Annotated in this window: 26 protein-coding genes and 1 rRNA gene; 19 read left to right on the top strand and 8 right to left on the bottom strand. The window is 43.6% G+C overall.

Translation table 11 applies throughout. The features are described 5' to 3' along the window. Positions 1-257: 257 nt before the first annotated feature. Together FTV29_RS12430 and FTV29_RS12425 are read left to right on the top strand one after the other, a co-directional pair. A complete protein-coding gene (locus FTV29_RS12430; RefSeq protein WP_074383496.1) occupies positions 258-2,393 on the top strand; it encodes a 3-hydroxyacyl-CoA dehydrogenase NAD-binding domain-containing protein in 2,136 nt (711 codons plus the stop codon). 160 nt (positions 2,394-2,553) lie between these two features. Next, positions 2,554-2,895, top strand: a complete 342-nt coding sequence (locus FTV29_RS12425) for a hypothetical protein (RefSeq protein ID WP_034608399.1) — start codon at positions 2,554-2,556, stop codon at positions 2,893-2,895. A gap of 70 nt (positions 2,896-2,965) precedes the next feature. Here FTV29_RS12425 and FTV29_RS12420 read toward each other — a convergent pair whose 3' ends face one another. Together FTV29_RS12420 and FTV29_RS12415 are read right to left on the bottom strand one after the other, a co-directional pair. Further along, positions 2,966-3,397 (bottom strand): GNAT family N-acetyltransferase, encoded by a 432-nt coding sequence (locus FTV29_RS12420; protein ID WP_005169487.1) that lies wholly within the window; start codon positions 3,395-3,397, stop codon positions 2,966-2,968. Next, the gene (locus FTV29_RS12415) at positions 3,391-4,614 is read right to left on the bottom strand and encodes an SAM-dependent methyltransferase (protein WP_005169484.1); all 1,224 of its coding nucleotides are present in this window, start codon (positions 4,612-4,614) and stop codon (positions 3,391-3,393) included. Before FTV29_RS12415 ends, FTV29_RS12420 begins: the two co-directional genes overlap by 7 nt. 103 nt (positions 4,615-4,717) lie before the next feature. On the opposite strand from FTV29_RS12415, the gene FTV29_RS12410 reads away from it, so the two are divergent. The 3 genes from FTV29_RS12410 (at position 4,718) to FTV29_RS12400 (ending at position 7,344) form a co-directional block, all read left to right on the top strand. After that, on the top strand, positions 4,718-5,362 hold the full coding sequence (locus FTV29_RS12410; RefSeq protein ID WP_074383498.1) for a hemolysin III family protein: 645 nt from the start codon (positions 4,718-4,720) through the stop codon (positions 5,360-5,362). 142 nt (positions 5,363-5,504) lie between these two features. Then, positions 5,505-6,812, top strand: a complete 1,308-nt coding sequence (locus FTV29_RS12405) for an MFS transporter (RefSeq protein ID WP_100329180.1) — start codon at positions 5,505-5,507, stop codon at positions 6,810-6,812. Positions 6,813-6,942: 130 nt separating this feature from the next. Beyond that, positions 6,943-7,344 (top strand): hypothetical protein, encoded by a 402-nt coding sequence (locus FTV29_RS12400; protein WP_180040192.1) that lies wholly within the window; start codon positions 6,943-6,945, stop codon positions 7,342-7,344. 24 nt (positions 7,345-7,368) lie between these two features. Here FTV29_RS12400 and FTV29_RS12395 read toward each other — a convergent pair whose 3' ends face one another. After that, positions 7,369-8,379 carry a metallophosphoesterase gene (locus FTV29_RS12395; RefSeq protein ID WP_074383501.1) on the bottom strand — a complete coding sequence of 337 codons (1,011 nt, stop codon included), beginning with the start codon at positions 8,377-8,379 and terminating at the stop codon, positions 7,369-7,371. Positions 8,380-8,480: 101 nt separating this feature from the next. Between FTV29_RS12395 and FTV29_RS12390 the strand changes: the two genes are divergently transcribed. After that, entirely contained in the window at positions 8,481-10,115 is a 1,635-nt protein-coding gene (locus FTV29_RS12390) for a phospholipase D family protein (RefSeq protein WP_180075563.1), read from the top strand. A 295-nt stretch (positions 10,116-10,410) separates the two neighbouring features. Here FTV29_RS12390 and FTV29_RS12385 read toward each other — a convergent pair whose 3' ends face one another. Continuing rightward, positions 10,411-11,217, bottom strand: coding sequence for a 1-acyl-sn-glycerol-3-phosphate acyltransferase (locus tag FTV29_RS12385; RefSeq protein ID WP_005169470.1), 807 nt, complete (start codon positions 11,215-11,217; stop codon positions 10,411-10,413). Between the two features lie 189 nt (positions 11,218-11,406). On the opposite strand from FTV29_RS12385, the gene FTV29_RS15175 reads away from it, so the two are divergent. The 8 genes from FTV29_RS15175 to FTV29_RS12350 all read left to right on the top strand — a co-directional run bounded on the left by FTV29_RS15175 (position 11,407) and on the right by FTV29_RS12350 (position 16,319). Then, positions 11,407-11,538 (top strand): hypothetical protein, encoded by a 132-nt coding sequence (locus FTV29_RS15175; protein ID WP_005098021.1) that lies wholly within the window; start codon positions 11,407-11,409, stop codon positions 11,536-11,538. A gap of 77 nt (positions 11,539-11,615) precedes the next feature. Further along, on the top strand, positions 11,616-12,956 hold the full coding sequence (gene hflX, locus FTV29_RS12380) for a ribosome rescue GTPase HflX (protein ID WP_005169463.1): 1,341 nt from the start codon (positions 11,616-11,618) through the stop codon (positions 12,954-12,956). A gap of 35 nt (positions 12,957-12,991) precedes the next feature. Then, positions 12,992-13,363, top strand: a complete 372-nt coding sequence (locus FTV29_RS12375) for a hypothetical protein (RefSeq protein WP_005098027.1) — start codon at positions 12,992-12,994, stop codon at positions 13,361-13,363. A 9-nt stretch (positions 13,364-13,372) separates the two neighbouring features. Then, entirely contained in the window at positions 13,373-14,047 is a 675-nt protein-coding gene (locus tag FTV29_RS12370; protein ID WP_005098028.1) for an LrgB family protein, read from the top strand. A gap of 86 nt (positions 14,048-14,133) precedes the next feature. Next, positions 14,134-14,580, top strand: a complete 447-nt coding sequence (locus FTV29_RS12365; RefSeq protein WP_005098029.1) for a DUF2147 domain-containing protein — start codon at positions 14,134-14,136, stop codon at positions 14,578-14,580. Between the two features lie 183 nt (positions 14,581-14,763). After that, positions 14,764-15,213 (top strand): DUF2147 domain-containing protein, encoded by a 450-nt coding sequence (locus tag FTV29_RS12360; RefSeq protein WP_005098031.1) that lies wholly within the window; start codon positions 14,764-14,766, stop codon positions 15,211-15,213. A 61-nt stretch (positions 15,214-15,274) separates the two neighbouring features. Continuing rightward, positions 15,275-15,724 carry a DUF2147 domain-containing protein gene (locus FTV29_RS12355; protein WP_005098033.1) on the top strand — a complete coding sequence of 150 codons (450 nt, stop codon included), beginning with the start codon at positions 15,275-15,277 and terminating at the stop codon, positions 15,722-15,724. Positions 15,725-15,872: 148 nt separating this feature from the next. Next, positions 15,873-16,319: a DUF2147 domain-containing protein gene (locus FTV29_RS12350; RefSeq protein ID WP_005098035.1), complete on the top strand. Its 447-nt coding sequence runs from the start codon at positions 15,873-15,875 to the stop codon at positions 16,317-16,319. A gap of 53 nt (positions 16,320-16,372) precedes the next feature. Here the strand turns inward: FTV29_RS12350 and FTV29_RS12345 are convergent, their stop codons facing one another. From FTV29_RS12345 to pdxA, 3 genes are read right to left on the bottom strand one after another with little or no spacing between them, the layout of a single operon-like run. Next, positions 16,373-17,218 carry a symmetrical bis(5'-nucleosyl)-tetraphosphatase gene (locus tag FTV29_RS12345; protein WP_005169457.1) on the bottom strand — a complete coding sequence of 282 codons (846 nt, stop codon included), beginning with the start codon at positions 17,216-17,218 and terminating at the stop codon, positions 16,373-16,375. 6 nt (positions 17,219-17,224) lie between these two features. Beyond that, a complete protein-coding gene (rsmA, locus tag FTV29_RS12340) occupies positions 17,225-18,037 on the bottom strand; it encodes a 16S rRNA (adenine(1518)-N(6)/adenine(1519)-N(6))-dimethyltransferase RsmA (RefSeq protein WP_005169455.1) in 813 nt (270 codons plus the stop codon). A 33-nt stretch (positions 18,038-18,070) separates the two neighbouring features. Beyond that, complete coding sequence (gene pdxA, locus FTV29_RS12335; protein ID WP_074383506.1) at positions 18,071-19,039, bottom strand: 4-hydroxythreonine-4-phosphate dehydrogenase PdxA; 969 nt, start codon at positions 19,037-19,039, stop codon at positions 18,071-18,073. Between the two features lie 305 nt (positions 19,040-19,344). Here pdxA and rplM point away from each other — a divergent pair, with 305 nt between their 5' ends. The 5 genes from rplM (at position 19,345) to FTV29_RS12310 (ending at position 22,268) form a co-directional block, all read left to right on the top strand. Continuing rightward, on the top strand, positions 19,345-19,773 hold the full coding sequence (rplM, locus tag FTV29_RS12330) for a 50S ribosomal protein L13 (protein WP_004281682.1): 429 nt from the start codon (positions 19,345-19,347) through the stop codon (positions 19,771-19,773). A 13-nt stretch (positions 19,774-19,786) separates the two neighbouring features. Then, positions 19,787-20,173, top strand: coding sequence for a 30S ribosomal protein S9 (rpsI, locus tag FTV29_RS12325; protein WP_005007735.1), 387 nt, complete (start codon positions 19,787-19,789; stop codon positions 20,171-20,173). 336 nt (positions 20,174-20,509) lie between these two features. After that, positions 20,510-21,163: a glutathione S-transferase N-terminal domain-containing protein gene (locus FTV29_RS12320; RefSeq protein WP_005169445.1), complete on the top strand. Its 654-nt coding sequence runs from the start codon at positions 20,510-20,512 to the stop codon at positions 21,161-21,163. A gap of 9 nt (positions 21,164-21,172) precedes the next feature. Then, positions 21,173-21,601, top strand: a complete 429-nt coding sequence (locus FTV29_RS12315; protein ID WP_005098047.1) for a ClpXP protease specificity-enhancing factor — start codon at positions 21,173-21,175, stop codon at positions 21,599-21,601. Positions 21,602-21,620: 19 nt separating this feature from the next. After that, positions 21,621-22,268, top strand: coding sequence for a hypothetical protein (locus FTV29_RS12310; RefSeq protein ID WP_180072703.1), 648 nt, complete (start codon positions 21,621-21,623; stop codon positions 22,266-22,268). Positions 22,269-22,561: 293 nt separating this feature from the next. Here FTV29_RS12310 and rrf read toward each other — a convergent pair. Beyond that, positions 22,562-22,676: ribosomal RNA gene (rrf, locus tag FTV29_RS12305) — 5S ribosomal RNA — on the bottom strand. Positions 22,677-22,679: the final 3 nt, after the last annotated feature.

The raw sequence follows: 22,679 nt of genomic DNA, 5'->3' as shown, positions 1-22,679 counted from the left end.
TGCAACCTGAGCAAAACCAAAGCACTGCTTTGGTTTTAGCGCAAGATCATTGTTTTACAAAATTAATAGATTTTGCGTATGACAATGGTTTTGCCTACTTTTGCTAAATGAGAAATACATTTCGTAAGGCAGGTCGAACTGAAGCTTAAACCAAGAATTTAGATGAATTTGGAAAGGCTCCGGAATAAGGAAAATTTCTAAAATCTAATCAGGATATTAATTCCAAATTCATCCCATTATGATCTGGATAAAAATTTATGAGCGCAATTCAATATCAAAAAACTGAAGATAATATCGTCATTCTGACCTTTGATTCTCCAAACCAGTCTGCCAATACCATGAATGCAGATTTTCGTAGCGCTTTGGCTGAAACCGTAGAAAAACTCAAAGCTGATGAAAATATTACTGGCATCATTTTCCGGTCTGCGAAAAAAACCTTCTTTGCCGGTGGCGATCTGGATGAACTGATTCAAGCTACACCTGAACATGCGACTGAATTCTTCAACATGATTGAAGAGATGAAAGCGCAGATGCGTTATATCGAAACCCGCGGCATTCCGGTTGTGGCTGCACTAAATGGCACAGCACTGGGCGGTGGCTGGGAGATTGCTCTGTGTGCCCATCATCGTATTGCCTTGAATGACCCTAAAAGCAAGTTTGGCCTGCCTGAAGTCACACTGGGTTTACTACCCGGTGGCGGTGGTATTGTCCGTAGCGTGCGCCTGCTCGGCCTGCAAAATGCCTTTCCCTTGTTGATGGAAGGCAAACAGTTGGGTGTAGAGAAAGCCCGATCTTTAGGGCTGATTCACGATGTGGCAGACAATACCGATGAACTCTTAGACAAAGCCATTGTCTGGATCAAAGCCAATCCGAAGTCACAACAGCCTTTTGATGTAAAAGGCTACAAAATTCCGGGTGGTAGCCCTTCAACGCCAGCAGTTGCACAGATGCTGGCGATTGCCCCAGCGATGCTGCGTGATAAAACCAAAGGTTGCTATCCTGCACCTGAAGCAATCATGTCGGCAGCGGTAGAAGGTGCTCAGGTCGATGTCGATACGGCGCTGACCATTGAATCGCGTTACTTTACTTATCTGGCCACCGGTCAGATTTCTAAAAATATGATCGCTACTTTTTGGCATGGATTGAATGCGATCAAATCCGGTGCCAGCCGTCCCCAGAAGGTTGCGAAATGGAAAGCCACTAAAGTTGGCATTCTGGGCGCAGGCATGATGGGTGCAGGCATTGCTTATGTGACTGCCAGCAAAGGCATTCAGGTTATTTTAAAAGACATTTCGATTGAAGCGGCTGAAAAAGGTAAAGCTTATAGCCAGAAACTGCTGGATAAAAAAGTAGCTCAAGGACGTTTATCTGCTGATCAACGAGATCAGGTTTTAAGCCTGATTCAAGCGACTGCATCCAATCAAGATCTGGCCGGTTGTGACCTGATCATTGAAGCGGTGTTTGAAAATCCCGCACTGAAAGCTCAAGTCACACAAGAAGCAGAACAGTATCTTGCCAGTCATGGCGTGATGGCATCGAATACTTCGACCCTGCCTATTATAGAGTTAGCCCAGGCTTCAAAAAATGATCAAAACTTTATCGGTCTGCATTTCTTTAGTCCGGTCGATAAAATGCAGCTGGTCGAAATCATCAAGGGGCAAAATACTTCAGCAGAAACACTGGCCAAAGCCTTTGACTTTGTCCAGCAGATTGGCAAATTACCGATTGTGGTAAATGACAGCCGTGGCTTCTTTACCAGTCGTGTCTTTGGTACGTTCGTTCAAGAAGGTTTGCGCCTGCTGGCAGAAGGCGTGCATCCGGCGCGGATTGAAATGGCTGCACTCAAAGCCGGTATGCCAGTCGGGCCATTGGCCATTCAGGATGAAGTGTCCTTGACCCTCTCCGAACATGTGGCCAATGAAAGATACAAAGTCTTAGAAGCACAAGGTCAGACCATCACCAAATCACCCGCAGATGAAGTCATTCACAGTATGATTCATGAGTTTAACCGTAAAGGTAAGGCTGCCGGTGCAGGTTTTTATGATTATCCAGAAAATGGTAAAAAGCAGCTCTGGACGGGTCTCAACCACTGGAAAAAAGAGGTTGATCTTTCTGAACAGGAAATGATGGATCGTTTCCTGTTTGTGCAGGCACTGGATACCGTGCGCTGTCTGGAAGAAGGCGTGCTGGAGTCTGTGGTCGATGCCAATGTCGGTTCCATTTTTGGCATTGGCTTTGCAGCCTGGACGGGTGGCGCGGTGCAATTCTTAAATCAGTATGGTCTGGCCAAGGCGCTGACCCGTGCCAAGGTACTCGAAAACAAGTATGGTGAACGCTTCAAAGCACCGCAACTCCTGAAAGACCGGGCAGCAGAAGGCCAGCCGATTCAATAATTTTGAGCTCTAAATAAAAAGAGGAACTGAGTTGCTCTTTTTATTTTCCGGATTTGGCTGAATCACTGGATACACTCGTCTAATGACAGATTTCGATCTGCTTTTTGATCAATTTATGTTATAAAGTTACATAAGTTTGATATCCACGTGGGTAAGACCTATGACTGATCACAGTTCACCTGAAAAATCCCCTTGGGGTTGGAAAGCACTTATTATCTTCTGTATTTTAGGTGGATTATTCATGTTTATTTTTTGGCTTGCGGTGACGAATGAACCGGATTACATGCCAAGCCAGCAAAATAAACAGACGACCCAGCAGCATGCTTTTAAAAATGCACCGACCATGTCTCCTGAAGCAATTGCGAAGGCTCAAGCAGATCGTGAGGCACGTGCGACTGCCAATACGGCTCATTCCGATACAACAGCGAATGAACATAATATGTCAACTGAAGAACATGCCAATATGGAGAGTGCCGAGCATAGCTCAGCGCATGGCCACTGATCTTGATTCAGTAAGGGCGTAAAAAAGCGAGGTCAATGCCTCGCTTTTTTGTATCTCAATAACTAAAAAATTAAAGGTTTAAATACATATTAATATGCGGGATGCCGCAATCCAGATAGTCTTCGCCCTGAACCTTAAAACCCAATGCCTGATAAAAACCGATGGCATGTACTTGCGAAGACAGTTTTAAATCTTTTCGATGATCTGCTTTGGCATAATCGATAATCGCCTGCATCAATTGCTGCCCGATCTTCAAGCCACGATGTGGCTTTAACACTGCAACACGACCTACACTGTTATTCGCCAGCAATCTTGCAGTGGCTATCGCATGCCCCTTTTCATAGACCACAAAATGGATGGAAATGGCATCTTGCTCATCCCATTCTTCTTCAGCAGCGATATTCTGTTCTTGAATAAACACGGCTTCGCGAATGGTTTTGGCATGCTTCGCTAAATCCTCCCAACCACCCGAAACAATTTTAAGCTCTGAATCCTTTAGCATTTAGAACCAATCCCCTGCTGATCCCACTGATTATTCAATAACAATTCCAGTGAATGTTTTTGGATAGCGTACATTTCTTTCAAGTCCTGAATCTGTTTCAAGACCTCCTGATCGGGTTGTTGGTAATCTTTGCGTTTCGTCGCCAGAATCATTTTATTTTTACTGGTATGTTCCAGTGCCACAAACTCAAAAACTTTGGTTTCATAACCATAGGCTTTCAGCAATAACGCACGAATGGTATCGGTCAGCATTTCTGCCTGTTGACCGGCATGAATACCAAATTGCAGCATCGGACTCAGCACTTTTGGCGCCTGTAACTGTGGGCGCAATTCCTTATGGCAACATGGCGCACACATGATCATCTGTGCATTCAGGCGAATACCGCTGTGAATCGCAAAATCCGTTGCCACATCACAGGCATGCAAAGCGATCATTACATCCAGGCGTTTCGGTGCATAAGTACGCACATCGCCCTGAAAAAAGTCGAGCTGATCAAAGCCAGATTGTTGCGCGACCTTTTGGCAGAACTCGACCATTTTCGGATTCAGTTCCACCCCTGTAACCCACGGCGTCTCACCATGTTTTTGCATATAGTCATATAAAGCACAGGTCAGATAGCCTTTACCGGAGCCAAAATCCACCACACGCAGACCTTCGACTTGTGGCTTGAGTTGCGCCAATGCACCCGAAAAAATCTCGACAAATTTATTAATCTGTTTCCATTTACGCGCCATGCTCGGAATGATCTGCGCGTTATGATCGCTAATGCCGAGATGCTGTAAAAAGATGCTGTCCTGATCAACATAACGTTGTTTAATCCGGTCATGACCCTGTTCAGCGGACTTGACCTGAAGCGTCGAGTTTTTGTTTTTAGTACGGGTCAACATGGCTTTTTTCTTGTTTTTTTTCAGCTGTAATTCTTCATCTAGCGTCATTAAATTGGCTTGCTTGCAACATGCTAATAATACTGTCACCTGTGCCAGTGCATCCGCTAAAGGATAGTTTTTGGTGACATCCTGAGTTTTATGGCGATACAAACAGCTCAGTACTTTTTGCCCATTTAATGAAATGACTCGCAAGGTCATTTTCTCTAAATCCTGCAGTTCACCTTTATACTGGCTTAAGATCAGACGATCAAATTGATCACTTTCAACAGCTTGCTGAAATACATCTAAAAACTGCTGTTCTTGGTCTGAGAGAGTTGCCAACGTTGACATAGATAAAACCTGAAATGAATTGCCCCTCAAGTTTAAATCTTCTTAACCTAAAAGCAAAATTGAATTACTATACAAATGTATATTTTAAAGAAGAATGACAATCATGCAGAATGCGCCGCTGGTTCCAGATTATGATCACACTGAGGAACGAATTAATTATATCAGTCATGCTGTGGGTGCTGGACTATCGGTAATTGCTGGTATTCTTTTGATTATTAAAGGGTCTTATCTCAGTACTGGACAATGGATTGGACTTTGGGTCTATGCGCTGAGCATGATCTTGCTCTTCTCTGCGTCCATGCTCTATCACATGGCCACCGCAGCAGACCGTCGTTATTTTTATAAAAAAGTTGATCATACTGCAATTTATTATTTAATCGCCGGAACCTATACGCCTTTCCTGTCAATTGCCATTCCAACAGCCAAAGCCCAGTATTTATTGATTGCACTCTGGGTGATCGCCCTCATTGGTACACTGTTCAAGTTCGTTTTCATTCATCGTTTCCAGAAAATTTCTTTGGCGGCTTATCTGGTCATGGGCTGGCTGGCGCTGCTGGTGATGGATGATATGCAACAATATCTTAGTGCTCAATCTTTGACCTTTCTGATCATTGGCGGATTGGCTTATACCGTAGGTGCATTGTTTTACGCTTTAAAAAGAGTAAGATATACCCACGCTATCTGGCACATATTTGTATTGATAGGCGCAGGATCACATTTTCTGTCTATCTATCTTTACGTGATTTAATCATCTTCTTTTTCATTTCAGTGACCCTGAGCGAGTTAAAGCGAGAAGATTGCAGTTGTTTTTTTAAAAAATTACGCCTTTTTTAAAAAGATTACGCTTTTAAAACTAAGCTTTTTTATTTTTAGTAAGTGTAAGGTTCTTCATGGCGTCGTCTAATTCTGCTGCTCAGTCAGCACAAAATTCAAAATTTCGCGTTTTAACCGCGAGCTTGGTCGGTACTACAATCGAGTTCTTCGATTTTTATATCTATGCCACTGCTGCTGTCATTATTTTTCCATATCTGTTCTTCCCTGCAAGTACAGATCCGATGACTGCCACCATTCAGTCGCTGGCCACTTTCGCCATTGCCTTTATTGCCCGCCCGATTGGTGCGGCACTCTTTGGTCATTTGGGTGACCGGATCGGGCGAAAAGCCACATTGGTCGCTGCCTTGCTGACCATGGGTATTTCCACCGTTGCGATTGGCCTTTTGCCCACTTATGCGCAAATCGGGATTGCTGCACCACTCTTGCTTGCACTCTGTCGTTTAGGTCAGGGCTTGGGGCTGGGTGGTGAATGGTCAGGTGCAGTACTTCTTGCCACCGAGAATGCACCTGAAGGTAAACGTGCCTGGTATGGCATGTTCCCGCAACTGGGTGCTCCAATCGGCTTTATTCTGGCAACAGGTTCTTTCCTGACGTTGGGCGCTTTCATGTCTGAGGCTGACTTTATGGCTTGGGGCTGGCGTATTCCATTTATCTCAAGTGCCTTGCTAGTGATTGTCGGTTTATGGATTCGTTTAAAATTGCATGAAACCCCGGCATTCCAAAAGGTGCTAGATAAACAAAAAGAAGTGAACATTCCATTTGTTCAAGTCTTCAAAAAACATTCTCGCATGCTGGTACTCGGCACCATCGCTGCAATTTGTACCTTCGTGGTGTTCTACCTCACCACAGTATTTGCATTGCAATGGGGTACTAAACAGTTAGGTTATTCTCGTGAAGAATTCCTGCAATTGCAGTTGGTTGCAACCCTATGTTTTGCTGCCTTTATTCCACTTTCCGCAGTATTGGCCGAGAAGTTTGGCCGTAAAACCACCTCGATTGCAGTCTGTGTTATCTCTGCCATCTTCGGGGTTTTCTTTGCAGATATGCTGGAATCTGGCAGCACGCTGGTGGTATTCCTGTTCTTGTGTATTGGTCTGGCGATCATGGGCTTAACCTATGGGCCAATCGGCACTGTATTGTCTGAAATCTTCCCGACTTCAGTACGTTATACCGGTTCTGCATTGACCTTTAACCTGGCAGGCATCTTTGGTGCATCCTTTGCTCCGCTGATTGCCACCAAACTGGCAACGACTTATGGTCTGTCTGCAGTCGGTTATTACCTGACCGCAGCATCAATCCTGTCACTGATTGCATTTCTGTTGATTCGTGAAACCAAGAATGATGATGTAAATAATCAAATTTAAAGTCTTAGTTTGATTTAAAAGCCAGCATTCGATGCTGGCTTTTTTATGATTTCACAACAAAACTCTGCTACTTATCTCGTTAAATTTGCTCAACAATCAAATGGACTCAACCAGACAATGAGACAAGGCAATGCAGGAGCTTATTGAATCCCTAACCCAGAAACAGTTGGTCAATATTATCATTTTGCTGGAAGATGATAAAAAAATAGAGGCCGTTCGCTATATCACCGAGCATACGACTTTGAATGAAATCCAGGCGCTGCAAGTGATTGAAGAGATTGTCCGTGAGCACGATGTGGTCATGAAAACTGAAAGCACAGGACCGCGCTTTAGTGATGATGCGGGTGAGATTGACCTGGTAACGCCTCCCCTTGAAATTCCGACCCATCCGAGCCTGAATACCCCCACAGAAGCTGAAATTACCGCACGACAATTACGCGAAGAAGTCCCAACCCGAAAAATTGAAAATAAAATCTGGATTCTGGCAGCCATTGCAGTGCTGTTATTGATCCTGATCTGGATCATTAGTTAAAGCTGAACAGGACAATATCTCCATTTAGATCAGTTCAATAATATCGATAGTGGGCGGCACTCGAAAACGAAAAGGTACGCCGACCAAACCGGTGCCGACCGTGACAAACACATCTGCATGTTCATGACGGTACATGCCCTTCTTATGCCCCAAAATTGACACTTTTTTCATGACATAATCGGTCAGCCAAGGCAATTCCACCTGTCCGCCGTGGGTATGTCCAGCCAGCATGAGAGGACGTGTCGGCAATTTGGGAATCATATCCACCGTATCGGGATTATGCGACAAAATGACCCAAGGCTTGTCCTGAGGTAAATCTGGCAGACTGCGCATATCGGCTTTACCCGCCCAGAGATCGCCCACACCCAAGAGCCGAAATTCATCAAATTCGACAATTTGCCCTTCAATATCCATGACCTGATTGACTTGCAGTGCATAACGCAACAGTTCCTGAATCGGTGGTCCCGGATATTGCTCGTCATGATTGCCATTGACGGAATAGACTGGGGCATGAATTTCTTTTAAAACTGCCAGTTCTTGTGCCAGTTTATTTTCCGGCTCATAAGTCCAGTCCCCGGCCACCACCACCAAATCGGGTTGAACATGATTTAACTTATGCACAATTTGTCGCAACTGCCGTTCATGACCAGAAAACAGACCGATATGTAAATCTGCAATCAGGGCAATCCGGACGGGTTGCTTTAAGCGTTTATCCGCATTGATCTGATATTGTGTCGTTTTCACTTGAATTAAATGCGGCTCGATAAAGCGTGCATAACTCAAGACGGCGCTGATCAAAAATACAAAAACAGCTTCATGCAAGGAATAATAACCGCTCCATCCGGCATAAATACTGAAGAACACCAGTGGAACCAGTAAATAGGACAGGTAAAAAGCCAACAAATGACAAAATGCTTTAAATGGATGAATGGTCTCGGTACGAGATTGACTCGACCATGCCTGGTACACAGCCCAGATGGCCAGAATGGCCATGCCTAAATAAAAATAAAAAAGTACGGAACTGGTATCCCACATAGATTTGCCTTGTCGAGTCGAGAAGCTGATTACTGGCTTTATATTTATCTTTTCATAGCTGGCAATTATACTCAATTCTAATTTTTCATTCTTCGACTTATATGGCCACTGCTCCCCACGTTCAAGCTCATTCAAAATTTTTCTGCTTTTCATCAATTTACCGCTATAAAGCTGGAATTTTACTGAGCTGTAGCATGATCTTGGGTCTTCCTGCATGCAGTACTTTGCCCAAGCAAACTGAGCAGCCTAGCCAGATGGCATTTGAAACAGATACCTCACAAACCAGTTTGGCGCAAATTGTTGAACCTTTACGTGAACAGAACATCGGCCTGACCGGTTATCGTGTGCTCTATGACCCACTCGAAGCACTGGGTGCGCGTATCCAGCTGATTAACAAGGCCGAGCGTAGTCTGGATCTACAGTATTATATTTGGGACAACGACCGGATTGGCACCCTTGCCCTGCATGCGATTATTCAGGCGGCAGATCGTGGCGTAAAAGTGCGTCTGTTAATGGATGACAATAATGCCAAGAAAATGGAAGGCATTTATCTGGCCTTAAACCAGCATCAGAATATCGATGTCAAACTGTATAATCCCTACCGTTTTCGAAAATATCGTGCCATGGACATGGTGCTGGATTTAAAACGTATTAATCGCCGCATGCATAATAAAAGCTTTATTGCCGACAACCAGATTGCCCTGATTGGTGGACGCAATATGAGTAACCAATATTATAATGTCAGTGAAATTTATCAGTTTTCCGATGTCGATGTGATGCTGGTCGGTGCAGCATCGGATGAAATCATTCATTCCTTCGATGAATACTGGAATGATGATTATGCCTATCCGGTGCAACAGATTGTCAATCCGCGCCATCATGGCTTACGCTTTCCAAGCCTGAAACAACAACTGGAAAAGCACAGTCAGGATCAGGCCACACAGAATTATCTGGATCTGGCCAATCGTTCCAGAGCATTTGACCAATGGCTGGAACAAAACATTCAACTGGATTGGGTCGAAGCCGAAGTGGTCAAAGATCCTCCAAGCAAAATCAAGGCCAAGGCCAAAGCCGAAGAACATCTCAACTTCCAGTTATTACAACATCTGGAAAAACCTGAACAAAGTGTTGATATTGTCTCTGCCTATTTTGTTCCGGAAAAAATTGGCGCAGATCGTTTAAAGAAACTGGCGGATGAAAATATCGAGGTCCGTGTCTTGACCAATTCGTTTAAAGCCAATGATGTTGCCGTTGTACATGCCTTTTATGCCAAATATCGTCAGGATTTATTGGAAAATGATGTGCAGCTATATGAGTTCCTTGCAGCGCCAGATGCCGATCATCTCAATGCCAATACAGCGGAAATTTCCAAAAAAGCCAAAGTCAGCCTGAAAGGTCTGAGCCGCTCCAGCCTGCATGCCAAGCTGATGGCAATCGATCAAAAACAGGTGTTTATTGGTTCTTTTAACTTTGATCCACGTTCTGCCTATCTCAACACTGAAATTGGTGTCTTACTGAATAGTCCCTCTTTAGCACAGGCAGTGCACCAAACCATGGATCAGAACTTAAGTAAATATGCCTATAAACTGGTGCTGGATGCCAACCAGAATATTAACTGGAAAATCAAGAAAGCCAATGGAGAGGTTAAAACCTTCACCAAAGAACCCGGAATAAGATGGTACCAAAAAGCTGGGCTCAAACTGGTGTCCTGGTTGCCGATCGAAGGGTTTATGTAAGTGACAAACAGCTTGAGTTGAACTATTTAAAATAGCCTCTTATTTAACACTGCCTGCTTCTCATGGATTTGCCCCAAGTTTCAGAGATATGAGTGTGGCAAGGATGCCACACATTATCCATTACGACAGGACGTCGTGTATGGCTAATAAAGACTTTTGCCTACTTTGGGTCTGTCAAAAGTAGAGTTTTGCCAACACAAAGCCATTTAAATGTTTAAAGCAAAGATGAGGCTATACACGTCTATTCCCAAGAATAGATATCAAATGCCTAAATTTCTCATCCAGTTGTTTTTTATTAAGTCTTTTCTAGTACACGCGATTGCAACTCCACCAAGCCAGCCTGCATGGTTTGCTGTACCACACGGGTCAGGCTTTCAACAGTGTGCCCCTCAGTCGCGATTGCAGGTAAAGCCACTAAATGTGCAATCACTTGTGGCATTTCCAGTACTTTTTTGACATGGGCTGCAAAACTGATGTCATTGATAAACGGCGCAACCACATCGAGGTCGCCCTGCTGATTCACATAACAAATCAGGCAAATTTGCACAGGACGCTGTGCCTCAATCGCAGCACCCAAAATCCGGCCGTGTACTTTTTTAATGGCTCGCCCATCTGAAGTGGTGGCTTCAGGAAAAAATAATACGGGAATATTCTGTTTTAAAAATCCGGTAATCTGTTCGCGGATACGCACCGAATCACCAGAACCACGTTTGATAAATAAAGTGCCGCCACCTTTGGCCAATTTACCCAGAATTGGCCAGTTTTCAATTTCTGCTTTGGCCAGAAAAAATACGCGTGCCCCTGAACCTAAAACTGCAATATCGAGCCAGGACACATGGTTACTCACCCATAAAGCGGGTTCGCGCGGAATTTCACCGTGCACCTGGACTTCTATGTTGAATACTTTGCACAACTGTCGACAAAAATGTTGCACATAACGGGTATTGGTTGGATTGTTCGGATTTTTGTATAAACCGTGACGGAAAACCAAATAGAACCCTTCACTGATAACAGCCAGTGAAGCTGTTACTTTTCGCATATAAAGCCAGAATTTTGCCAAGCCATGTCGGTGAGATGTTTGATCTTGTACAGTTGGGTTCATAAAAACGTCACTAAATCCTAAGCTAGATACAGGGAATATCCACGAATTAAACTCATTCTATACTGTTCATTCGCAACATGCATTGATAATAAAAACCGACCAATAAGATCTATATCTTCAATTTTAATTGGATTAATAAATCATTTAAAATAAAAACATCGGAATATTAGATTAAAAAGGATCGCTGCCATGCCAGATCAAACCCAGCCTGCGAATGAAAAGCTTCAGCCTTTACAAGTGCTCAAATATATTTTGGGTGGTACCTGTATCTATGCCGCTGTACTGGTAACACTTGCACAACTGTTTGTCACCGCACTTTAAACCAAAGCCGCGCTAATTCAGTATCTGCCTCGCTCTTTTTCAACTACACTAAAGCTTTCAAGTGGAGATTGGCCTGAGTGGAATATTTAGAACAACATCGGGGGAAAGAACGCGTCATTCTGGTGAGTGTCAGCGTACAAATGCTGGATGACCTTGATGCTGAAGAGTTTAATCTGCTGGCGCAATCTGCAGATGCCGAAATTCTGGAACATATTCATGCTCAACGCGTCAAACCGGATGCCAAATTTTTTATCGGGTCAGGCAAAGCAGAAGAAATCGCCGAATGCGTAGAAGAACTGGACGCCAATCTGGTCATTGTTGATCATGCCCTGACACCGGCCCAGGCCCGCAATCTGGAACAGGTCATCAAGTGCCGTGTGGTCGATCGTACCGAACTGATTTTAGATATTTTCGCCCAGCGTGCCCGTACCTATGAAGGCAAGCTGCAAGTCGAACTGGCACAACTGCAACATTTATCATCCCGCTTAATTCGCAGCCGTGGCAATCTCGACAGCCAAAAAGGCGGCATTGGCTTGCGTGGCCCGGGTGAAACCCTGCTTGAAACTGACCGTCGTTTACTGCGTATTCGCATGGGACAACTGAAAGCCAAAATTGATAAAGTCCGCCAGACCCGAATGCAAGGTCGTATTGCCCGTCAAAAAGCAGCTGTCCCAACTGTGTCTTTGGTCGGTTATACCAATGCCGGCAAATCGACCCTGTTTAACCTGCTGGCCAAGAGTGATGTCTATGCAGCCGATCAGCTTTTTGCCACCTTGGACCCGACTTTAAGACGTCTGGAATGGGATGGCATCGGTAATCTGGTACTGGCAGATACGGTGGGTTTTGTTCGCAATCTTTCCCACTCGCTGGTTGAATCCTTTAAGGCGACCCTGGAAGAAACCGTAGAAGCTACCCTGTTGCTGCATGTCATCGATTCAAGTAGTCCAGAAATGCTGGAGCAGATTGAAGCGGTTGAAAAAGTCTTGAAAGAAATTGGTGCCGATGTTCCGATCCTGCAGGTTTACAATAAAATTGACTGTAGCGGCGATGAGGCCAAAATTATTTATCGACGCCCGGGTGAGCCAGAACGTGTCTATGTTTCAGCACATAGTGGCGAAGGGATCGACCTGCTGCGTAAAGCGGTACATGAAGCCCTGATGGGACAATTGCAATCCTTTGACCTGATTCTGAAACCCGCCTACGGCAAGCTGCGCAACCAGCTTTATGGTTTAAATGTAATCCAGTCAGAACATTATGATGATGAAGGTCAGCTGCATTTACATATTCGGATTGCAGCACAAAAACTGGAGCAGCTGATTAAACAGGCGCATTTACCTTTAGATGAAATTTTGGGAAAACAGGCACAGCAGTTTCAACGTCCACTGGAAGCGTTTGAAATCCGGTCAAAGATCGAGTAAAACTTGATAAGTAAACTTAATAATTGATCATACGAATGAACTGGATAAAACGAATAGACTGGCCAGCATGGATCGGCACCCTGTTACTTATTATTGTCTTTCGGGAAGCATCCGTCTGGCTCATGACCCAGCTGGATCATCCTGAATTGGGCAATCTGGTAGGGTTACTCAGCTTATTGATTGCCCTTTTTACCTGGCGCTATTTCGGTAAACTTCCCGCTCGTCTCGTAGACACCAATAACAAGCTGATGAAGGAAAGCGCCTTTGCTTTCCTGCCTGTCAGTGCAGGTGCACTGATGATGCTGGTCCATATGGGCCAGAAAATTCCGGCATTTTTGTTCATCATGTTTTTCAGCACCCTGATTCCTTTATGGATTTACGCCAAAATGGCCAAGCGCTGGTTATAGGAGTACCGCATGTTATCTATTTTATATGGCTTTGCGGTCACGCTGATGGCCTATCTGATTGCCAAACCCTGTAACCGGATCATCCCGCAAATTCCTGTCATCGTATTTAGCATGTTCTTTGTGCTTGCAATTTTATTTGTGCTCGGGATTCCTTATCAAAATTACATGGATCAAGTGAATCCGCTCTTCAATCATTTACTTGGCTATGTGACCGTCGCCCTGGCCATTCCACTGGCTGCAATGCGCTATGATGACTTACCACTAAAAGCGATTATCGGTATCTTGGTTTTTGCCAGTATCAGTGCTGTCGCCCTACCAATGGGACTTGCATATCTGCTGCATATGTCTTCCGCAGATATTATGGCTTTCGCGACTCGGGCGGTGACGACACCCATTGCGATTAATATCGCCACCTTGCTGGATGCTCCAATCAGTATGGTGATTCTGATTGTGATTCTTTCCGGAGTGATTGGCGCAGCATTTTCACCGTTTATCCTGCGGCATATCAATGATGAACGTGCTTCCGGACTGGCCTTAGGATTGGCAGCACATGCGATTGGTACAGCTCAGGCCTGGCAGCGTGGCAGTGTTGCAGGACGTTATGCCGCTTTCGGTATGGCAGTCAATGCGGTGTTTACTGCCATCTGGCTGCCTACTTTTATACTTTATTTGCAAAAAATGTGACTAGTGAATCATTTTAATTGTTTGTTTTGTGCTTTAATCGTTCCTAATATACAAACATAAAACAATTTTATTCAAGGAACAGAAATATGAAAAAGGTTCAATTATTCTCGGCTTTACTTTTAACCTCTTTCAGCCATCTGGCCTTAGCTTCGGATCTGTCAGGGACATGGCGCAATATCGATGATAAAACCGGTTCACCTAAAGCATTCCTGGAAATTCGCGAAACAGCTACAGGCACTTATACGGCCAAAATTACCAAAATCACGCCGCGCCCGGGCTATACCCCAAAAGAAAATTGTGTCTCTTGTCCTGCACCTTATACCAATAAACCGATTCTTGGACTGGATGTACTGACAGGCCTGAAGCACACCGGCAATAATAACTTTGCTCAAGGCAAACTACTCGATCCATTATCCGGGAATGTGTATAGCACCAAGGCAAAATTAAGCAGTAATGGTAAACGTCTGACTTTACGCGGCTATGTAGGCGTTTCGGCCCTGGGTCGCAGCCAGACCTGGATTAAACAGGATTAATTCATACTCTATTGAATAAAATGTGATGAGTTTAAAATTTAGCAGAGAGAAGCTTGCATTTTCATACATTAAGTTGTATGAATATTGAACATATGCTTTTCTCATGGATTATGAAAGTATAATAAGTAGAATTTACATAATATGTATCAAATGGAATTTGATGCGTTGTCATAAGGATATCGTATGCAGAAAATTGCAATTTTAGGTGTATTTACAGCCTCTATAGTCACCTGCTCCATGGCATTTGCGCAGGAGTTATCGGGTTTCTGGCAACAGATTGACGATAAAACCGGCTCACCTAAAGCACTGATTGAAATGAAAACTCAGGCAGATGGTTCTTATACTGGGAACATTCACAAAGTTACACCGCGACCAGGCTATACGCCACGGGAAAAATGTATAAAGTGCCCACCCCCATATACAGACAAACCGATTTTAGGACTAGAGATCATTAAAGGGCTGAAACCAACCAGCAAGAATAACTATGGACATGGTCAAATACTCGACCCTTTAACTGGCAAAATTTATGATTTAAAAGGGCGGATTTCTGCCAATGGGAAACGACTGACTCTACGTGGATACATTGGGATATCTGCCATCGGCCGTACACAAACCTGGATTCGCCAGGATTAATAAAGCAGCACATTTGTGTTGGAGATATTTTATTTCATCTATAAAAAAAAGGATAAATATAATGAAACAATCTAAATTAGGATTAATATTCATCGCTGCCATGATGACTGGCACTGCGTATGCACAGGACTTAACAGGCACCTGGCAACAAATTGATGACAAAACCGGTTCACCAAAAGCAGTGATTGAAATTCGCCAAAATGATAACGGTACGTTTGCCGGAAAAATTATCAAAGTTACGCCACGTCCGGGCTATACCCCACAGAAAACCTGTAATAAATGTCCTGCTCCCTATACCAATCAACCTATTCTGGGCATGGATGTACTGACTGGCTTAAAACATGTGGAAGGCACCAATAACTATGAAAAAGGCCGTGTGATCGACCCGTTGGCGGGTAAAATTTACGATGCCAGAGTACGTCTGAATGCCAATGGTAAACGTTTAACCTTGCGTGGTTATGTCGGCGTTTCTGCTTTAGGCCGCAGCCAGACCTGGATTCGTCAGGATTAGTATCCAATTCTCAATATTAATAAAAGCTGCCAACTTGTCAGCTTTTTTTAGTACATTAACTCTATAGTATTCAGATAATTATTGACTATTTAATCATAATTCCTAACATGAGGGCGCGATGACAAAAAACTCTCTGGAATGACTCTCTATGTTAAAAAAAATATTACTTGCCGCATTGACCACAGGGTTTAGCATGACCCTTTGGGCGGAAGATATTACTGGAACTTGGCAACAAATTGATGATAAAACGGGAGCTGCCAAAGCGATTATCGTAATTAGCCAAGAGCCTAACGACACTTACTCTGCTAAAATTGTGAAAGTTACCCCGCGTCCGGGCTATACACCACGTGAAAAATGTAATGCCTGCCCTGCTCCCTATACCAATCAGCCCATTTTAGGTATGACAATTATCAAGGGCTTAAAACATGTTAAAGGCACCAATAACTATGAAAAAGGTAAAGTGATTGATCCTTTGGCAGGTAAAATTTATGACGCAAAAATGCGTTTAAACAACACTGGCAAACGTTTAACCCTGCGCGCCAGTGTAGGTGTTTCAGTGCTTGGACGTAACCAGACCTGGATACGTGCAGACTAATAGATAGTTTAAAAAAAGCCACGTGATCACGTGGCTTTTTTTATTGGATTTACTTAGATCACCGGATTATCAACCGCGAACATCTGCTGATCTTCCAGACGGAATGCCATGAGTTGATTGCCCCAGACACAGCCACCATCGACATTTTGAATTCGGTCCGAAATAGTTTTACCATTTAAGGCAGCCCAGTGACCAAACAGAATCTGATGGCTTTGCGCTGCTAATGACTCAAATTCAAACCAGGGTTTAAAGCCTTCCGGCATTGGATCATCTAGCGCATCTTTAAAGCTGTATTCCAGACGCCCCTCTGCATCAGTGAGACGCATCCGGGTCAAATAATTCACGATACAGCGAATACGCTCATGGCCCTTTAGCTGGTCTGACCACAGTGCGGGTTCTTTCCCAAACATCTCTTTCAAAAAATCATCCAGCACATCGAAGTCATCATTAGAAATGATGGCTTCAACTTCTTGTGCCAATTGAGCAGTTTTTTCTGCATTCCAGATATTCGGAATCCCTGCATGGGTCAGAATAGTCTGCTCATTTGGAAATAGACACAGCGGCTGTTTACGCAGCCAGTCAATCAGGTCATCGCTGTCGATGGCATCAATCACATCACGAACATTGTCTTTTTCTTTAATCGGCTTGATGCCGCGGGCATAGGCCAATAAAGTCAAATCATGATTACCCAAGACTGTTGCAGCCGATCCCTGTTCGGCCAGCTTCTTGATAAACCGCAGTGCAGCAATTGAGTTTTCACCTCGTGCCACCAAGTCTCCAGCAAACCAGATAAAGTCCTGATCTGCATCGAAGCGGATTTCTTTGAGCAGAGCTTTCAAGGCCTCAAAACAGCCTTGCACATCGCCAATTACATAATTATATCGAACAGTGCGGTTCATCGTTATTTAAGCCACCATTTGATCTGAAAGTGCAACAAACTGTTCAAGGGTCAGAGTTTCTGGACGTGCCATCGGGTCAACACCCGCTTTTTCAAAACCATCTTCAACCAGCATGCCTTTTAAGCTATTGCGCAAGGTTTTACGACGCTGGGTAAAGACATGAGATACCAGACGTGCCAGCGCTTTTTCATTTTTGGCCACAATCGGCTTGTCTGCATAAGGCTCTAAACGAAATACCGCCGAGGTTACTTTTGGTGGCGGATTGAAAGATCCCGGTGGTACTTCAAACAGGAAAGTCGGTTTGCAGAAATACTGGATCATGACTGACAAACGGCCATATTCCTTAGTATTTGGTAATGCGGTAATCCGATCAACCACTTCTTTTTGCAGCATGAAGTGCATGTCCTGCACTTTGCCACCAAATTCCAAAAGATGAAAAAGCAGGGGAGTAGAAATATTATAGGGCAAGTTACCAACCACGCGCAGCGGACGGCCTTCTTCAAATAATGTTGAATAATCAAAGCGCAGTGCATCGGCTTCAATAATGGTTAAACGTTCTGGATGTGGTACACGACCCGGCAGGCCCGCAGCCAAATCACGGTCAAGTTCGACCACAGTCAATGCATCACATTCACCAATCAAAGGTGAGGTCAATGCGGCCAGACCCGGCCCAATTTCCAGAATGTTCTGACCTGGACGTGGGTTGACTGAGCGTACAATTTTGGCAATGACACGTTGGTCATGTAAGAAGTTTTGACCAAATCGTTTTCGAGCCTGATGCCCTTCTTCTTTTGGGTTTAAGGCATTAATTTGATACATAAAAACATTTCCAACGTGAGTGATGAACAATAATCAGTGGCGCGCCAGATCGAGGGCTAAATCGACAGCAACGTGCAGGCTGGAACTTTTCGCAAGTCCCGTACCCGCAAGGGAGAGTGCTGTGCCATGATCTACAGATGTACGAATAAAGGGTAAGCCGAGGGTAATATTAATGGCTTCACCAAAGCCCTGTGATTTTAACACAGGTAAGCCCTGATCGTGATACATCGCCAGAACCGCATCGGCATCTTTTAAGTTTTCCGGGGTAAATAAAGTATCTGCGGGCAAGCTTAAACTCATATTGATGCCTTGAGCACGGTAGCTTTCAAGTACCGGATTAATCACTTCAATTTCTTCCATACCCAAATAGCCACCCTCGCCTGCATGCGGATTGAGACCGCAGACCAAAATATGTGGATGTTCAATCTTAAATTTGGATTTCAGATCGTGAATCAGAATATCGATGACTTGATGCAAACGCTCTTTGCTAATCGCATCGGCAACGGCACGTAAAGGAAGATGCGTCGTTGCCAAAGCCACACGTAAAGTCTTGGTCGCCAGCATCATCACCACCCGCTCAACGCCTGCAAATTCTTGATAATATTCGGTATGACCGCTGAAATGGATGCCAGCTTCATTCATCACAGACTTTTGCACCGGTGCAGTTGCCACGCCGACACTTTTAGCTGACATGGCATAGTCCGCAGATCGTCGCAGTTGTTCTAATACATAAGCGGCATTGTTCGGGTTCAATTCACCTAATACCACAGGCCGATTGAGTGGCACATGTTCAACATACAGCTGACCTTTTTTTGAAGATGCGTCCTGTCCGGTATATTCAATCAACGCCACAGACAATTTCAATTGATCTGCACGGGCTTTCAGCATATTCAGATCGGCCAATACTATAATCGGACGTTCATCCACACGTTCTGCCAGACTCAGGCAAATATCAGGACCAATTCCGGCAGGTTCTCCGCTGGTGACATATAAAGGCAGCATCATCTTCTCAATTTGGCAAAGCTGAGAAATATTATAACCCGATCATATCCAGGCTGCAGCGATCATTGCAAAGCGTCCTTATAAATCAATATTTTGATACGATTGAAAGGATGGTTACAAATATAGTCATCGTTTTTGCGAGATATTCAGGTTTATGCCTTTCCTTATTTCAGGAGATTAGATAAAATACAGCGCTTGAAATTTCAATTTTCATTTGTGATTCTTCACGTATTCGTTTAGAATCGCGTCTCCTTTAGTTTGGACAGATTCCATAGTCCAAACCAACTATAATAGGTAGTGGTTTAATGAAAACTCTCAGCGCTAAGCCAGCTGAGGTTCAACACGACTGGTACGTTGTTGATGCTTCTGGCAAAACTTTAGGTCGCCTTGCGACTGAAATCGCTCGTCGTTTACGCGGTAAGCACAAGACTTCTTATACTCCTCACGTTGACACTGGCGATTATATCGTTGTAATCAATGCTGAAGAAATCACTGTGACTGGTAAAAAGTCACAAGATAAGAAATACTATCGCCACACTGGTTTCCCTGGTGGTATCCGTGAGACTAACTTTGAAAAGTTAATCGCTCACAAACCAGAAGCAGTTCTAGAAAAAGCTGTTAAAGGTATGTTACCTAAAGGTCCTCTTGGTTATGCAATGATCAAGAAAATGAAAGTGTATGCAGGTACTGAGCATCCACACGCTGCTCAACAGCCACAAGTTTTGGACATCTAAGGGATAACAGCACATGGCTACTAATTATGGTACAGGTCGCCGTAAGACCGCAACTGCACGTGTTTTCCTATCAGCTGGTACTGGTAAACTCGTAATTAACAACCGTACTCTTGAACAGTATTTCGGTCGTGAAACTGCTCGTATGGTGGTTAACCAACCTCTTGAGCTGCTTGAAGCAACTGAGAAATATGACCTTTACATCACTGTTGCTGGTGGTGGTATCGGTGGTCAAGCAGGCGCAATCCGTCACGGTATTACTCGTGCATTGATCGCTTCTGACGAGACTTTAAAACCTGCTCTTCGTCAAGCTGGTTTCGTTACTCGTGATGCTCGTGAAGTTGAACGTAAGAAACTTGGTTTACGTAAAGCTCGTAAACGTCCTCAGTTCTCTAAACGTTAATTCGTTTACCGAACCGGACAAAAAGCCTTGGATTATTCCAAGGCTTTTTTTATAAGTATTCATTTTCAATATTGAAGGATATTTTTGCGGTTATTGTTCATGTATATCTTTTCCCCAGCCCCCGTCATGACACCAGAATGATTTACTCAGATAATAATTTGCCACACCAATAACAATAAATAGCAGGATGATGAGCAGTTTAATAAGCATGCTGTTTTTCTCCAGATATTTTTCTTATAATCTACCTTGGCTCAAGCCGATTGATCTTTGATGCTTGGTGCTTTTTAGGTTGAATTTTAGTATCCTAGTCTATTCATTAGAACTTCATCAGGATTTATGTCAGTCGAAAGCGCGCCTCTTCAAGGAATTACCTTATATAGTCATGCCGATGACTTCCGTTCCCATTGGATTCGCTATGTGCTTGCCGAGAAGCAAATTAAATACAACCTGATTCTGGTAGATACAGATGACGAGGATCTGGCCAGTCTCAATCCTTATAATCAGTTGCCGATGCTGATCGAAAATGAACTCAAATTATTCAATACTTCAATTATTTCTGAATATGTAGATGATCGCTATCGTCAGAATAAACTGTATGCCGATGCGCCGATGCCGCGCGCGGAGCAACGTCAATACATCTGGCGCTTTGAAAATGACTGGCTACAACTGGCCGATATCATGTTACGTCATCCAGACACCCTAGATAAAAAAGCCAAAAACCAGGCACAGAAGCAGTTACAAGATATCCTGACCTCATTGATGCCACTATTCCAGCATTTTCCCTATTTTATGTCTGAACAATTCAGTATTCTGGATTGCATGTTGGCGCCAATTTTTATCCGCCTGAAACAGATGGGCATAGAATTACCGCAGCAGCAATGCCGTCCATTTTATTTATATTGCCAGCGAATTTTCAGTCGTCCTGCCTTTGCAAAATCTATGACATTGCAGGAAAAAAACCGTTATTCAGCACAAATCAAGAACCTGTAGAGAAACATCATGTCCGAACAAGAATTCAACCTTAGCCCTACTCGTCCCTATATGGCACGCGCAATCTATGAGTGGGTTTGCGATAACAATATGACGCCCTACTTGCTGGTCGATGCGACACGTCCAAATACCATGGTTCCTGAGCAGTTTATTAAAGATGGGCAGATTGTGCTGAATATTGTGCCTCATGCGGTACATGCGCTACATATGAGCAATGATGCAATTAGCTTCTCTGCTCGCTTTGGTGGTGTCTCTCGTGATATCTATGTCCCTATGGCAGCCGTACTCGGTATTTACGCACGTGAAAACGGCCAAGGTTTATTCTTTGATCCAAGTGAATATGAACATACACAAACCGATGAAGATGCTTTAAAATCAAGCACTGAAGAAAAACCTGAACAGCCAAAGAAAAAACCAACTTTAAGGTTATTAGATTAAAAAATAATGGAGCAAGTGAATGGCTTTTGATTTAGTACAATATTTTGTTGAACAGATAGAAACTCAAAAGCCTGAGCTTCTAAAAGACCATACGAAAGAAGAAAGACGAAAATATATAACTGAAATTAATGCCTTAACTTTAGGCAAACTGATTACCGAGTGGCGCAACAATCCACAAAAAATTTATAACGAAATTAATCATCCTGATGAATTATATATACTGGAAGTCGTGCGCCACCTGGCCACCCATTCGGAAAACCAGTCCACTCTGGATCGAAACCAACTAGAACAAAGCACCTCGGAAATTTTCCATTTACAGCTCACCGAATTAAAACAGTTACATGATACCGGCAATCACAATATCAACAGCATTCAAGAACTACTCACCGGCCAGATTGAACATTTATCCGGTCAAGCAGATGATTGGGTTTGGACAACAAACAACCTAACAGAACTCAAAGGCTCTAAACCAATTGTACAAGAAGAGCTATCATTGGAGGCATCAATGAAGGAGTTTAATCAAATGGTAAGCCAGAATCATCAGCATCAAGATGTTGAAGACGTCGTTCTTGTAGAAACCCCAAAATGGGCAAAGATTGTTGAACCCATCATCGCCATTGCAATTCTTTGGGTATTAATCGCAGCCGTAATGCGCGTATTTGGTTAAAATGAACTGCAATAAAAAAACCAGCATTTTGCTGGTTTTTTTATTTGCCAAGATTTATAAGATCGGCCTATCAATTATTTTAAAGCAAGCCCAAGATTCAAGATCTCCTATCACTGCTATAAGAACAACCCTCCTAAGAAAGTTTTGATCAGCTTTGAAATATAAATATATTTAAGCACTTCAATAAGTTTGAGAAGCTCTAGTAGTTTCAATATTGCTTATTAAAAGTTCTTAAAAACCCCGCACATAAAAAACCACCCCCTTCGTTAGAAGGGGGTGGTTTAGGAATAATGAGCTGGCGATGACTTACTCTCACATGGGTAACCCCACACTACCATCAGCGCAAAGAGGTTTCACTTCTGAGTTCGGGAAGGGATCAGGTGGTTCACTCTTGCTATTGTCGCCAGCACA

Origin of the sequence: Acinetobacter sp. YH12254, from assembly GCF_013417415.1 — a bacterium.
Classification (GTDB): Bacteria; Pseudomonadota; Gammaproteobacteria; order Pseudomonadales; family Moraxellaceae; genus Acinetobacter; species Acinetobacter pseudolwoffii.
Note: the sequence above shows the minus strand (reverse complement) of the source record. Positions and strands in the feature narration are given on the sequence as shown.

Bases quoted from the DNA above. Each gene is read 5' to 3' on its own strand.
- FTV29_RS12430 (WP_074383496.1), top strand. From the start codon at position 258: ATGAGCGCAATTCAATATCAAAAAACTGAAGATAATATCGTCATTCTG.
- FTV29_RS12425 (WP_034608399.1), top strand. From the start codon at position 2,554: ATGACTGATCACAGTTCACCTGAAAAATCCCCTTGGGGTTGGAAAGCA.
- FTV29_RS12420 (WP_005169487.1), bottom strand. From the start codon at position 3,397: ATGCTAAAGGATTCAGAGCTTAAAATTGTTTCGGGTGGTTGGGAGGAT.
- FTV29_RS12415 (WP_005169484.1), bottom strand. From the start codon at position 4,614: ATGTCAACGTTGGCAACTCTCTCAGACCAAGAACAGCAGTTTTTAGAT.
- FTV29_RS12410 (WP_074383498.1), top strand. From the start codon at position 4,718: ATGCAGAATGCGCCGCTGGTTCCAGATTATGATCACACTGAGGAACGA.
- FTV29_RS12405 (WP_100329180.1), top strand. From the start codon at position 5,505: ATGGCGTCGTCTAATTCTGCTGCTCAGTCAGCACAAAATTCAAAATTT.
- FTV29_RS12400 (WP_180040192.1), top strand. From the start codon at position 6,943: ATGCAGGAGCTTATTGAATCCCTAACCCAGAAACAGTTGGTCAATATT.
- FTV29_RS12395 (WP_074383501.1), bottom strand. From the start codon at position 8,379: ATGTGGGATACCAGTTCCGTACTTTTTTATTTTTATTTAGGCATGGCC.
- FTV29_RS12390 (WP_180075563.1), top strand. From the start codon at position 8,481: ATGGCCACTGCTCCCCACGTTCAAGCTCATTCAAAATTTTTCTGCTTT.
- FTV29_RS12385 (WP_005169470.1), bottom strand. From the start codon at position 11,217: ATGAACCCAACTGTACAAGATCAAACATCTCACCGACATGGCTTGGCA.
- FTV29_RS15175 (WP_005098021.1), top strand. From the start codon at position 11,407: ATGCCAGATCAAACCCAGCCTGCGAATGAAAAGCTTCAGCCTTTACAA.
- FTV29_RS12375 (WP_005098027.1), top strand. From the start codon at position 12,992: ATGAACTGGATAAAACGAATAGACTGGCCAGCATGGATCGGCACCCTG.
- FTV29_RS12370 (WP_005098028.1), top strand. From the start codon at position 13,373: ATGTTATCTATTTTATATGGCTTTGCGGTCACGCTGATGGCCTATCTG.
- FTV29_RS12365 (WP_005098029.1), top strand. From the start codon at position 14,134: ATGAAAAAGGTTCAATTATTCTCGGCTTTACTTTTAACCTCTTTCAGC.
- FTV29_RS12360 (WP_005098031.1), top strand. From the start codon at position 14,764: ATGCAGAAAATTGCAATTTTAGGTGTATTTACAGCCTCTATAGTCACC.
- FTV29_RS12355 (WP_005098033.1), top strand. From the start codon at position 15,275: ATGAAACAATCTAAATTAGGATTAATATTCATCGCTGCCATGATGACT.
- FTV29_RS12350 (WP_005098035.1), top strand. From the start codon at position 15,873: ATGTTAAAAAAAATATTACTTGCCGCATTGACCACAGGGTTTAGCATG.
- FTV29_RS12345 (WP_005169457.1), bottom strand. From the start codon at position 17,218: ATGAACCGCACTGTTCGATATAATTATGTAATTGGCGATGTGCAAGGC.
- rsmA (WP_005169455.1), bottom strand. From the start codon at position 18,037: ATGTATCAAATTAATGCCTTAAACCCAAAAGAAGAAGGGCATCAGGCT.
- pdxA (WP_074383506.1), bottom strand. From the start codon at position 19,039: ATGCTGCCTTTATATGTCACCAGCGGAGAACCTGCCGGAATTGGTCCT.
- rplM (WP_004281682.1), top strand. From the start codon at position 19,345: ATGAAAACTCTCAGCGCTAAGCCAGCTGAGGTTCAACACGACTGGTAC.
- rpsI (WP_005007735.1), top strand. From the start codon at position 19,787: ATGGCTACTAATTATGGTACAGGTCGCCGTAAGACCGCAACTGCACGT.
- FTV29_RS12320 (WP_005169445.1), top strand. From the start codon at position 20,510: ATGTCAGTCGAAAGCGCGCCTCTTCAAGGAATTACCTTATATAGTCAT.
- FTV29_RS12315 (WP_005098047.1), top strand. From the start codon at position 21,173: ATGTCCGAACAAGAATTCAACCTTAGCCCTACTCGTCCCTATATGGCA.
- FTV29_RS12310 (WP_180072703.1), top strand. From the start codon at position 21,621: ATGGCTTTTGATTTAGTACAATATTTTGTTGAACAGATAGAAACTCAA.